This is a genomic window from Streptomyces sp. NPDC086777 (assembly GCF_040702065.1).
Taxonomy (GTDB): Bacteria; Actinomycetota; Actinomycetes; order Streptomycetales; family Streptomycetaceae; genus Streptomyces.
In genome coordinates, this window is record NZ_JBFBJI010000007.1 from 203,927 (window position 1) to 216,244 (window position 12,318).

10 protein-coding genes are annotated in these 12,318 nt (G+C 72.1%); 8 read left to right on the plus strand and 2 right to left on the minus strand.

All coding sequences use genetic code 11. The features are described from left to right. The first annotated feature begins 140 nt into the window (after positions 1–140). The 3 genes from AB0472_RS13105 to gcvH all read left to right on the plus strand — a co-directional run bounded on the left by AB0472_RS13105 (position 141) and on the right by gcvH (position 2,877). Entirely contained in the window at positions 141–686 is a 546-nt protein-coding gene (locus AB0472_RS13105; protein ID WP_366356015.1) for a hypothetical protein, read from the plus strand. Positions 687–829: 143 nt separating this feature from the next. Beyond that, on the plus strand, positions 830–2,347 hold the full coding sequence (locus tag AB0472_RS13110) for a cellulase family glycosylhydrolase (protein WP_366356017.1): 1,518 nt from the start codon (positions 830–832) through the stop codon (positions 2,345–2,347). A 146-nt stretch (positions 2,348–2,493) separates the two neighbouring features. After that, positions 2,494–2,877 carry a glycine cleavage system protein GcvH gene (gcvH, locus tag AB0472_RS13115; RefSeq protein WP_366356019.1) on the plus strand — a complete coding sequence of 128 codons (384 nt, stop codon included), beginning with the start codon at positions 2,494–2,496 and terminating at the stop codon, positions 2,875–2,877. A 55-nt stretch (positions 2,878–2,932) separates the two neighbouring features. On the opposite strand, the gene AB0472_RS13120 is transcribed toward gcvH, so the two are convergent. Continuing rightward, positions 2,933–3,415, minus strand: coding sequence for a hypothetical protein (locus AB0472_RS13120; RefSeq protein WP_366356021.1), 483 nt, complete (start codon positions 3,413–3,415; stop codon positions 2,933–2,935). Positions 3,416–3,593: 178 nt separating this feature from the next. Beyond that, a complete protein-coding gene (serC, locus tag AB0472_RS13125; protein WP_366356023.1) occupies positions 3,594–4,712 on the minus strand; it encodes a phosphoserine transaminase in 1,119 nt (372 codons plus the stop codon). 156 nt (positions 4,713–4,868) lie between these two features. Here serC and AB0472_RS13130 point away from each other — a divergent pair, with 156 nt between their 5' ends. The 5 genes from AB0472_RS13130 (at position 4,869) to AB0472_RS13150 (ending at position 12,021) form a co-directional block, all read left to right on the plus strand. Then, on the plus strand, positions 4,869–7,769 hold the full coding sequence (locus tag AB0472_RS13130) for an FAD-binding and (Fe-S)-binding domain-containing protein (RefSeq protein WP_366356025.1): 2,901 nt from the start codon (positions 4,869–4,871) through the stop codon (positions 7,767–7,769). A gap of 75 nt (positions 7,770–7,844) precedes the next feature. Continuing rightward, positions 7,845–8,042: a hypothetical protein gene (locus tag AB0472_RS13135; RefSeq protein ID WP_366356027.1), complete on the plus strand. Its 198-nt coding sequence runs from the start codon at positions 7,845–7,847 to the stop codon at positions 8,040–8,042. A 150-nt stretch (positions 8,043–8,192) separates the two neighbouring features. After that, positions 8,193–9,320: a peptidoglycan bridge formation glycyltransferase FemA/FemB family protein gene (locus tag AB0472_RS13140; protein ID WP_366356029.1), complete on the plus strand. Its 1,128-nt coding sequence runs from the start codon at positions 8,193–8,195 to the stop codon at positions 9,318–9,320. Between the two features lie 286 nt (positions 9,321–9,606). Next, positions 9,607–9,738, plus strand: a complete 132-nt coding sequence (locus AB0472_RS13145; RefSeq protein WP_366356030.1) for a hypothetical protein — start codon at positions 9,607–9,609, stop codon at positions 9,736–9,738. A gap of 108 nt (positions 9,739–9,846) precedes the next feature. Continuing rightward, positions 9,847–12,021 carry an ABC transporter ATP-binding protein gene (locus tag AB0472_RS13150; protein ID WP_366356032.1) on the plus strand — a complete coding sequence of 725 codons (2,175 nt, stop codon included), beginning with the start codon at positions 9,847–9,849 and terminating at the stop codon, positions 12,019–12,021. Positions 12,022–12,318: the final 297 nt, after the last annotated feature.

Here is a 12,318-nt window from a genome sequence, read left to right on the forward strand (position 1 = left end):
ACCCCGGACGCCCGCCGGGCGTCACTCGTCCGGCCCACCGGCCGGGCGGCGTCGCACCGGGCCGGGCAGGCTGGAACCGTCCGCGGGACGGGTCGGCAACCAGGCGGCACCGGGTCCCGCCGCACGGAACGGGAGCACCCATGCGCCGTAACGCCCCGCGCCCGGCCGCACGCGTCTGCCTGCTCACGGCAGCCCTGGCCCTGACCGTCCCCGCCACCGCGGGCCCCGCCACCGCGGGCGCCGGGCCGGCCCCGACGGCCCGGGCCGCTGCCGCCGCCGTCCCGCAGGTCCGCACGGTGAGCCTGCCGGTCAAGGGCACCTTCAAGGGGCCGAGCGGGAACATCGCCGTCACGGGCACCCTCGACGTCTCCGTCGTCACCGTCCCGGACGCCGCCGGCGGCGGCACCGCGCAGATCATCAGCAGCCTGGACGACACCTCCGGCACCGGCGCCCCCGGCGGCGGGACGTACGACCTCGTCGGCGCGGACCGGGGCAGCCTGCCCTTCTCGGCGGCGGCGACCACGACGCTCAAGATCAAGCCCCGCTTGCTGCTGATCTCCCCCGTCGTGCCGCCGAACCCGGTCGTCCCGCCCAACCCGATCCGGCCGGTCACGGTCTCGGTCGTCCTCGGCAGCACCGGCACGATCGGCGCCGTCACCGCCACGGTCGGGGACCCCGGCGCCTGACACGCCGCGCGGGCAGCCGGGGCGCCGTACGTCTTGACGTAGTGACGGTGTGTCAGTTTCCTGGGAGGTGCGCGGTGAATGGGAGCGCTCCCATCAGTTCCGGGGCCGCGCCTCACTCATGAGACTCCGAGAGGAACAGACACATGTTCCGCTTACGCAGCCTGCGAAGAGCACTGTGCGCGGCCGCCGCGCTCCTGCTGCCCCTGTCCGCCGGCCTCGCCGGCGCGACGGGCGCCGCGCACGCGGCGGACGCTCCCGGCGCCGGCTACTGGCACACCAGCGGCCGGCAGATCCTGGACGCGGCCGGGCGGCCGGTCCGGATCGCCGGGATCAACTGGTTCGGCTTCGAGACGGCCAACTACGTGGTGCACGGCCTCTGGTCGCGCGACTACAGGAGCATGATCGACCAGATGAGATCGCTGGGCTACAACACCGTCCGGCTGCCCTACAGCGACGACCTCTTCAAGACCACCACCGTGCCCAACGGCATCGACTTCAGCAACGGCAAGAACGCCGACCTGCAAGGGCTGAACTCGCTCCAGGTGATGGACCGGATCGTGGCCTACGCCGGGCAGGACGGACTCAAGGTCATCCTGGACCGGCACCGGCCGGACAGCGGTGGCCAGTCGGCGCTCTGGTACACCTCGTCCGTCCCCGAGTCGACCTGGATCGCCGACCTGAAGGCGCTCGCGGCGCGGTACGCGGCGAACCCGGCCGTCATCGGCATCGACCTCCACAACGAGCCCCACGATCCCGCCTGCTGGGGCTGCGGGGACGTCTCCGTGGACTGGCGGCTGGCCGCCCAGCGCGCCGGGAACGCCGTCCTGTCCGTCAACCCGGACCTGCTGGTCTTCGTCGAGGGCGTGCAGACCTACGACGGCGTCTCGGGCTGGTGGGGCGGCAACCTGATGGGCGTCGGCCGGTACCCGGTGCAGCTGTCCGTGCCGAACCGCGTGGTGTACTCGGCCCACGACTACGCCACCAGCGTGGCCCAGCAGAGCTGGTTCAGCGATCCGGCGTTCCCCGCCAACATGCCGGGGGTGTGGGACTCGTACTGGGGCTACATCTTCAAGCAGGACATCGCCCCGGTGTGGGTGGGCGAGTTCGGGACGACGCTCGCCTCGGCCGTGGACCAGAAGTGGCTGGCCGCGCTGGTGGACTACCTCCGGCCGACCTCGGCGTACGGCGCGGACTCCTTCCAGTGGACCTTCTGGTCGTGGAACCCCAACTCCGGTGACACGGGCGGGATCCTGAAGGACGACTGGGTGACCGTGGACACGGTGAAGGACGGGTATCTGGCGAGCGTCAAGGCACCGCTGTTCCCGGGCACCGGGGGCGGCGGAGGCGGCGGGGGCACGACGGCCTCCTGCGCGGCCTCCTACGCCGTCAGCAGCGACTGGGGGAGCGGCTTCAACGCCGCCGTCACGGTCACCAACACCGGTACGACCGCGATCGGTTCATGGCGCGTGAGCTGGACGTGGAGCGGGTCGCAGCAGGTGACGAACATGTGGAACGCGTCGTACACCCAGAGCGGCGGGACCGTCACCGCCGTGAACGCCGCGCACAACGGGTCGGTCCCGGCCGGCGGCTCGGTGAGCTTCGGGTTCGGCGGCGCGCCCGGCGGCGGTGCCGTGCCGGGCGTGACCTGTACGGCGGCCTGAGGCGGGCGGCGGCGCCTCCCGCGCCGCACGGGAGGCGCCGCGCCGTCACCTGCATGGTCGACCGTGGCGCCGGAAATGCGCGGATGCGCGGATATGTGGCGTCAGGCTGTCCCTGATCGCACCGCGACCGCCGAAGGAGCCCTGACATGTCCCAAGTGCCCGCCGACCTGCGCTACACCGACGAACACGAGTGGATCCGCACCGAGGCCGACGGCAACCTGACCGTCGGTATCACCGACCACGCCCAGAACACGCTGGGTGACATCGTCTTCTTCGAGCTGCCCAAGGTCGGCAGCAAGGTCCAGGCGGGTGATGCCATCGGCGTGGTCGAGTCGGTCAAGGCCGCGTCCGACATCTTCAGCCCGTTGGACGGCGAGATCGTCGCGGTCAACGAGGAGGCCGTCGAGACCCCCGAGGACGTCAACTCCGGTCCCTACGACACGTGGCTCTTCAGGATCAAGGCCATGGGCGGGACGTCCTCCAACGGACTGCTCGACGCAGAGGCGTACCGCAAGCTCATCGGGGAGTGACGGCGTGAGGGGCGCCCGCGGTGATCCGCCGGGCGCCCCTCGGTGCGCCCGGCGCTCAGCCCTTCACGGGTCTGATCGCGTGCCTGCGCCGTGGTTTGGGGGCGTCCAGCAGGCTGACGCCGTTGTAGACGCGGCTTCGGATGGCGAGCGCCGGAGTGACGGCGAACGTGACGAAGACCGAGACGATGCTGATCGGGAACAGGGCCGGCAGCGACTGGCCTTCGGGCAGGGTCCTGCCGCCCTCGTGGACGGCGTAGACCAGGGCCGAGAAGAAGGCGATCGCGCAGAGGGCGGCCAGGACGCCGAAGACGACCCTGGCCCTCCGGGCGTGGGCCTCGGTGCGGACCTCGGCCAGCAGGGACGCGTCACAGACGGGGCAGGTGAGCTCCACGGTCTGCTTGCCGGACTGCGGGCGACGTACCCGGAAGACGCTGTCCCGCCAGGTGATGCTGCGGGTCCGGACGAGGAAGCCGGTGACCTTGTCGCTGAGGATGTGGCGCACCGCGACCTCGACGGTGCCCGGTATCGGTCTGTTCATGTACGCGTGGATCTCCTTCGTCGCACGGTCCGGCGGGGACACATGGGGCACATAGTGTCCGGTGTGCGACGAAGGGGACTCAACGGCACGCGGCAGGCTTTGCCTTGATCATGCCTTCTGCGTAAACCACCAGCTTGTTACGGGAGTTGCCGTCCTCGGGCTTCGGCCCGAGGTGCGGTCAGAGCTTCTCGATGACGTAGTCGACGCACTTCGTCAGTGCCTCGACGTCCGCCGGGTCGACGGCCGGGAACATCGCGACGCGGAGCTGGTTGCGGCCGAGCTTGCGGTAGGGCTCGGTGTCGACGATGCCGTTGGCGCGCAGGGCCTTGGCGACGGCGGCCGCGTCGATCTCGTCGGCGAAGTCGATCGTGCCGATGACCTGGGAGCGCTTGGCCGGGTCGGAGACGAACGGCGTGGCGTACTTCGACTCCTCCGCCCAGGTGTACAGGCGGGTCGAGGAGTCCTTCGTGCGGCCCGTGGCGAAGGCGAGGCCGCCCTGCCCGTTGAGCCACTCCAGCTGCTGGTTGAGCAGGAAGAGGGTGGCCAGGGCCGGGGTGTTGTACGTCTGGTTCTTGCGGGAGTTGTCGATCGCCGTGGGGAGGCTGAAGAACTCCGGGACGTGGCGGCCGGAGGCGTGGACGCGCTCGGCGCGCTCGATCGCGGCCGGCGAGAAGACGCCGATCCACAGGCCGCCGTCGGAGGCGAAGGACTTCTGCGGGGCGAAGTAGTAGACGTCGGTCTCGGCGACGTCGACCGGGAGGCCGCCGGCGCCGGAGGTGGCGTCCACGAGGACCAGCGCGCCCTCGTCGGCGCCCGCGACCCGCCTGATGGGCATGGCGACACCGGTCGAGGTCTCGTTGTGCGTGAAGGCGTAGACGTCGACGCCGGGCTCGGCCTGCGGCTCGGGGTGGGTGCCCGGGTCGGAGGCGATGACGGTGGGCTCCGCCAGCCAGGGGGCGAGCTTGGCGGCCTTGGCGAACTTGGAGGAGAACTCGCCGAAGTTCAGGTGCTGCGACTTGGCGTCGATCAGGCCGTGGGTGGCGACGTCCCAGAAGGCGGTGGAGCCGCCGTTGCCGAGGACGACCTCGTAACCGTCCGGGAGGGAGAAGAGGGAGCTGATGCCCTCGCGGACCTGGCCGACCAGGTTCTTGACCGGAGCCTGGCGGTGGGAGGTACCGAGGAGGGATGTACCGGTGGCGGCCAGCGCGTCCAGCGCCTCCACCCGCACCTTGGAGGGACCCGCGCCGAACCGACCGTCCGCGGGCTTGATGTCAGCAGGAATCTGGATGTCAGCCACGAGTCGGAGGGTAGCCGTTGGGCGAAACGGGACGGAACCGTGTCCGTTCGATGAGACGAGATCACCAAGCCCTGGACTTGTGAGGTTGTACGACGATATTGGCGTGGCTGTGGAAAAGGATCGGTGACTGAGCGTGATCGGATGCATCCTGGACGCATGACGGATCTGGCGGGACTCGAGGCGGAGCTGAGGGGCGCGGTCCGGGGCGAGGTCGGCTTCGACGTCACGTCCCGGGCCCTGGTCACCATGGACGCGTCCAACTACCGGCGGGTTCCGGCCGGGGTCGTGGCCCCCCGGGACGCGGACGACGTGGCGGCCGTACTGGAGGTGTGCCGGGCCCGCGGCGTGCCGGTGGTCGCGCGCGGCGGCGGCACGTCGATCGCGGGCCAGGCGACGGGCACGGGCGTGGTCCTGGACTTCACCCGTCACATGAACCGCCTGGTCGGCCTCGACCCGGCCACCCGTACGGCCGTCGTCCAGCCGGGTCTGGTCCTCGACCGTCTCCAGGAGGCCGCCGCCCCGTACGGCCTGCGGTTCGGCCCGGACCCCTCCACGCACGGCCGCTGCACGCTCGGCGGGATGATCGGCAACAACTCCTGCGGCTCGCACAGCGTGGCCTGGGGGACCACCGCGGACAACGTCCGGGCCCTGGACGTGCTCACCGCACGGGGGCGGCGGCTGCGGCCCGGGCGGGACTGGGCCGGGGCGCCGGAGGGCCTGCGGGAGCTGGTCGAGGGGGAGTTGGCGCGGCTGCGCACGGGCTTCCCCGACCTCCCCCGCCGGATCTCCGGCTATGCCCTGGACGCCCTCCTCCCCGAGCATGGCGCGGACGTCGCCCGCTCCTTCTGCGGCAGCGAGGGCACCCTGGGGATCCTCACGGAGGCGACCGTCCGGCTCGTGGACGCGCCCCGCGCGCGGGCGCTGGCGGTGCTCGGTTACGGCGACGAGAGCGCGGCCGCGGAGGCGGCGGCCGGGCTGCTGCCGCACGGCCCGCTCACCGTCGAGGGCATGGCGGCCGACCTGGTGCCGTCCCCGGCCGGCCTGCCCCGCGGCGGGGCCTGGCTGTTCGTCGAGACGGGCGGCGGCACGGCGGCGGAGGCACGCGCACGTGCGGAGAGCATCGTCCGGGCCGCGGACGTCCTGGACGCCCTGGTCGTCACCGAAGCGGCGGGGCAGCGCGCGCTGTGGCGCGTCCGCGAGGACGCCTCCGGCACGGCCACCCGGATGCCGGACGGCACGGAGGCCTGGCCGGGCTGGGAGGACTGCGCGGTGCCGCCGGCCCGGCTGGGCGCGTACCTGCGCGACTTCCGTGCCCTGCTGACGGCCCACCGGCTGCGCGGCACGCCGTACGGCCACTTCGGCGACGGCTGCATCCACGTCCGCATCGACTTCGACCTGCTGAGCGAGGCGGGCGTGGCCCGCTTCCGCCGGTTCTCGGAGGAACTGGCCGACGTGGTGGTGGCCCACGGCGGCTCGCTGTCCGGGGAGCACGGGGACGGCCAGGCGCGGGCGGAGCTGCTCCCGAGGATGTACGGCGCCGGACTGGTGACCCTGTTCGAGCGGGCGAAGGGCATCTGGGACCCCGACGACCTCCTGAACCCGGGCATGCTGGTCCGCCCCGCCCCGCTGGACACGAACCTCCGCTTCGCCGTCCTGCCGCGCGAGCCGGTGCCGGTGGCCTTCGGCTACCCGTCCGACGGCGGCGACTTCTCGGCCGCGGTCCGCCGGTGCGTGGGCGTGGCGAAGTGCCGTACGACCGGGCCGTCCGGCCCGTCCGTCATGTGCCCGTCCTTCCGGGCCACGGGCGAGGAGGCGCACTCCACACGCGGCCGGGCCCGGTTGCTGCACGAGATGCTGGCGGGCGACCTGGTGACGGACGGCTGGCGCTCGACGGAGGTCCGCGACGCCCTCGACCTCTGCCTGTCCTGCAAGGGCTGCCGGTCGGACTGCCCGGTCGGGGTGGACATGGCGACGTACAAGGCGGAGTTCCTGCACCACCACTACGCGGGCAGACGCCGGCCGGCCGGCCACTACAGCATGGGGTGGCTGCCGAAGTGGCTGGGCTGGGCGGCCCGGACCCGCACGGCGCGGCTGGTCAACGCGCTCGCCTCGGTCCGGCCGCTGGCGGCGCTCGCCAAGCGGCTGGGCGGGATCGCTCCGGAGCGGCGGATCCCCCGCCTGGCGGCGCAGCCGTTCAGCCGCTGGGAGCGGCGCCGGGAGCGCGGGCGCCCGCGGGAGCGGACGGCGTACCTGTGGCCGGACACGTTCACCGAACACCTGGCGCCGTCCGCCGGCCGTGCCGCCGTACGGGTCCTGGAGGCGGCGGGCGTGACGGTCCTGCCGCTGCCGGACCGGCGGCGCATGCGCGGTGTCGGCGTGTTCCCGTGGGCGAGCCGCCGGAAGCGCCCCTGCTGCGGACTGACGTACCTGTCGACGGGGCAACTGGACCGGGCCCGCGCGGTCTCACGCCGGACGCTGGACCTCCTGGAGCCGCTGCTGGCGTCGGCCGCCCCGGCACCGGAGCCGGCCGACGGGGCCGGGGACCCGCCGCCGTTCGTCGTCCTGGAGCCCAGCTGTGCCGCGGCCCTCCGCGCCGACCTGCCGGAGCTGCTCCCGGACGACCCCCGGGCCGCCCGGCTCGCCGCGCGGGTGGTCACCTTCGCGGAGGCACTGGAACGCCTGGCGCCCGACTGGACCCCGCCCCGCCTGGACCGCCCGGTCACCGGCCAGACCCACTGCCACCAGCACGCGGTCCTCGGCGACGCCCCCGACCGCCGTCTTCGCGAGGCCGCCGCCCTCACCGGCGACCTCGTCGGCGGCTGCTGCGGGCTGGCCGGCAACTTCGGCTTCGAGAAGGGGCACTTCGAGGTGTCCAGGACGTGCGCGGAGGAACAGCTCCTGCCGGCGGTACGGGACGCGGAGCCCGGCACGGTGGTCCTGGCCGACGGCTTCTCGTGCCGGACGCAGCTGGACCAGCTTGCCGGGGTACGGGGGAGGCACCTGGCGGAGGTGCTAGCCGAGGCGCTCGACGAGGCGCTCGACGAGGAGGGCGGGTGACGGTCGCCGGGGCCGGGTTCGGCCGGGTGGCGGTGGTCTCCGACGTCCACAGGGGGGTGTTCCTGCTTCCTGCGGGTGCTTCCTGCGGGCCGGGGCCTCGCGGGGGGCCGGCCCCGGCGCCCGCCGTGCCGCGGGGGACACAGCGTCACCCTGGTCAAGGACGCCACCGGCGCCTTCGTCCACGAGGGCATGCATGCGGCCCACGCCATCAACGGCCCGACCTTCGCCCACGCCATCCTCACGACCGAGGAACTGCTCGCACAGCTGGGATGACGCCCGCGGCCGGACCTCTCCCCGCGCGGGGTGCCCGCCGTCCCCGGCCGCCGCCGACGCGCCTTCGCCCACCTGCGCGCCGAAACGATTCCCGGCAGGCCCGCGTCTGTTGTCCTTGAAGCCGACGCCGACCTGCCGAGGAGCACGCCCATGACCGCACCCCTCCGCCTCCAGCCCATCTCCCGTGCCGAGCACCTCGCCTTCGCCGGGTCCCGGCCCTCCGTCAGCCATATGCAGCTGCCGTCCTGGGGGGACGTCAAGCCCGACTGGGCGGCCGAGAGCCTGGGATGGTTCGACGGGGCGGGCCGGATCGTCGGCGCCGGGCTGGTGCTGCTGCGGGCGGTGCCCAGGACGAAGCGGTGTCTGGCGTACCTGCCGGAGGGACCCGTCATCGACTGGCACGACCCGGAGCTGGAGCGGTGGCTCGACCCGCTGCTGGCGTACCTGAAGGGACGCGGGGCGTTCACGGTGAAGATGGGGCCGCCGGTCGCCGTACGGCGGTGGAGCGCTGAGGCGGTGAAGGAGGCCATCGCCGATCCGGCCGCCCGGCGGCTGGGGGACACCGAGCCGACGTCGTACGACGCCCTCGGCGCCGGCCTCGCCGAGCGGCTGCGCCGGACGGGGTGGCGGCAGGCCGAGGCGGGCGGCGAAGAGGGTTTCGCGGCCGGGCAGCCCCGGTACGTGTTCCAGGTGCCGTTCGCGGGGCGGTCGTTGGAGGACATCCAGCGCGGGCTCAACCAGCAGTGGCGGCGCAACGTGAAGAAAGCGGAGAAGGCCGGGGTCAAGGTGGTCCGGGGCGGTTACGAGGACCTGCCCGCCTTCTACGGCCTGTACACGGAGACCGCCGAGCGCGACCGCTTCATCGCGCGCCCCCTCACCTACTTCCAGCGCATGTGGACCGCGCTCACCGCCGAACACCCCGACCGCATGCGCCTCTACCTCGCCCACCACGACGGCGACGTCCTCGCCGCGGCCACCATGCTCACCGTCGGCGACCACGTCTGGTACTCCTACGGCGCCTCCACCAGCCGCCGCCGGGAGGTCCAGCCCAACAACGCCATGCAGTGGCGGATGATGTGCGACGCCCACGAACTCGGCGCCGCCGTCTACGACTTCCGGGGCATCACCGACACCCTGGAGGAGTCCAACCACCTGCTCGGACTGCTCCGCTTCAAGGTGGGCACCGGCGGCGAGGCCGTCGAGTACGCCGGGGAGTGGGACTTCCCGCTCAACAAGCTGCTCCACAGGGCGTTCGACCTGTACATGGCCCGCCGCTGAGACCTGTCAGGGGCTCGCCCGGTCCGGCTTCATAAGCCGGCTCTCAGGTTCATAAGAGAACTCTCAGGTTCGGGCTCGTTATACAGCTGTTACCCAGGTATTCACAGCACCTGTTTGCCGTTCGGAAGCCGACTTTGCCGGTGCTTGGGAGCTGGGCCGTGTAAGTTTCTCGGTGTCGGGCGGCGGGGATTGCCGAGGATGACGATCCGAAATCCCCGGACGTTGCCCCAAGAGAATTCTCGTACCATCTCGCACCACTTGCACTTCGAACTCTCAAGGAGTCGGAATGAGCCTCAAGAAGCTCGCCCCGCTGCCCCCCAAGCCCAAGAAGCAGCTGCCCCCGCCCCCGCCGCCGAAGCCCAGGAAGAAGGCTCCGAAGCCGGCTCCGAAGCCGATCCCCGGCGGCCAGGACAACTGAGCCGGCCGTAAAAAGGACCGACGGTTCGCCGTCGGTCCTTTTTCGCTCGCGAATATCGGTGACGCGGTTGTTCGGTAATTCTGGCTCGGCGGACGGAGGTAGTGTGAAATGCGCGCGAAGGGGAGTGCGGGAGCGGAATTCGAGCAAGAAGTCGTCGGCTCGGAACACGACGACGAGTATGCGGACGAGGACGCCGGCGAGGACGGCGACGCGTACACGCCCACCATCCCGGCCCGCGTGGCCTTCCGCCGTTTCTGGCCGCTGACCAGGGGGCTGCGCGGCCGGCTGGTGATCGTCTGGGTGTGCACGGTGATCGCCGCGCTCGCCGAGACCGAGGCCATCCTGCTCTTCGGCGACCTCACCGACCACGCCCTGCAGAAGGGCTCGCTGAGCGCCTTCTGGAGCCCGGCGGCACAATGGCTGGCCGTCGCGGTCGTCGGCGCGATCGTCGCCTACGCCGGCAACTCCACGGCCGCCTGGGTCACCGAACGCTTCGTCATGAGGCTGCGCGAACACGTCTTCGACCACGTCCAGCAACTGCCCCCGCACTTCTTCCAGCGCCACCGCCAGGGCGACCTGCTCTCCCGCCTGACCGGCGACGTCGAGGCCATCGAGACCATGGTCGTGTCCGGGCTCGTCGGCGCCGCGTCGGCCCTGTTCAGCGCGATCTTCTACGCGGCCGCCGCGTTCTGGCTGCGCTGGGATCTGGCCGCCGCCACCTTCGTCCTCGCGCCCCTGTTCTGGCTGGCCGCCCGCCGCTTCTCCGGCTCCATCAAGGACGTCTCACGGGAAGGCCGGGTCGCCGACGGCGCGATCACCTCCGTCGTCGAGGAGTCCCTCGGCAACATCGTGCTGACGCAGGCTTACGACCGGCGCGACGCCGAGCGCCGCCGCCTGAACGAGGAGGCGAGCGCCTGGTTCCGCGCCTCCGTGCGCTCCACCCGCCTCAACGAGGCCTACGAACAGCTCGTCCAGGTCATCGAGACGATCTGCGTCCTCGCCGTCATCGGCATCGGCGCCTGGGAGATCTCCACCGGCCGTATGACCCTCGGTCAGCTCCTCGCCTTCTCGGCCTTCCTCGGCTACCTCTACCCGCCCGTGCGCGGGCTCGCCCAGCTCGGGCTCACCGTCACCGCCGCCACGGCGGGCGCGGAACGGCTGATCGAGATCCTGGACGTGCGGCCGTCGGTCACCGACCCCCGCCGCGGCACCGGCACCGACGCCGGCCGCCCGGACGGCGCCGTCGAGGTCCGCGACGTCGGCTTCCGGTACCCCGGCGCCGACCGGACCGCCCTGGAGGGCCTCTCCTTCGCCGTCAGTCCCGGCGAACTCGTGATCATCACCGGACCCAGCGGCGCGGGCAAGTCCACCGTCTCCAAGCTGCTGCTCCGCTTCTACGACCCGGACAGCGGCGAGATCCTCCTCGACGGCGTCCCGATCCGCGACTTCCCGCTGGCCCGGCTGCGCGAGTACGTCACCCTGCTCCCCCAGGAGACCCTCGTCCTGCACGACACCGTCCGCGCCAACATCGCCTGCGGCCGACCCGGCGCCAGCGACCAGGCCATCGAGGACGCCGCCAGGGCCGCCGACGCCCACGACTTCATCGTCCGGCTCCCCGACGGCTACGACACCCGGGTCGACCCCAACTCCGCCCGGCTCTCCGGCGGCCAGCTCCAGCGCCTGGCCATCGCCCGCGCGATCCTGCGCGACGCCCCCGTCCTCGTCCTCGACGAGCCGACCACCGGCCTGGACGCGATGGCCGCCCGCCGGGTGGTCAAACCGCTGCGCCGCCTGATGGCCGGCCGCACCACCATCATGATCACCCACGACCTCAACCTCGCCCCGGACGCCGACCGCATCCTCGTCGTCGACCGCGGCCGCGTCGTCGAGACCGGCCACCACGACGAACTCCTCGCCCGCGGCGGCGCCTACTCCCGCCTCCACCGCTCCCAGAACAACGCGGTGATGGACACCGGCGAGCTGCGGCTGCCGCTGTTCGTGGAACAGGGCGGCCCGGCACCGGCACCGGCGGCAGAGGCCGTGGGGGCGGGAGTGGGGGCGCCCCAGGCCGGCGGGTACACCTACCAGCAGCCGTACGGGAACATGTACGACTACAACGCGTACGCGACCGCGGGGCCATGGCCCCAACCCATGTACGAGCCTCATACGGAGACCTACATGGAGGCCGCCCACATGGACGTCGGCGACGGGGCGGATGTGCCCACCACACTCCCCGACGGCCGCCCGCTCTTCCGCGACGAGGAGCCCTGGCCGGGCATCTGAGAAGACAGAGCTTTTACCGTGGCGGGTCGCCTCTTGGCCTTGCTTTGGTTGCCATTTTTTCACGTGCGTTCACCTGGGCTACACATCGTGTCGTGACCATGATCAATGCCCTGGTTCGGGGTTCGGCTTCGGCCGGACCCTCCCGGGCTGCCAATTGGGCGACGGGGGGCCGGTTGCCGCAGGCGGGGGATTTGGTCATGCCGTGACACGTGTCGGTCTCGCGCACCCTGGAGGCCGGTGGGTGACGGGAAAGGCTCTCCGCGCCTGAACGGGCCTTCTGTCCGCCTCCGTCACGGA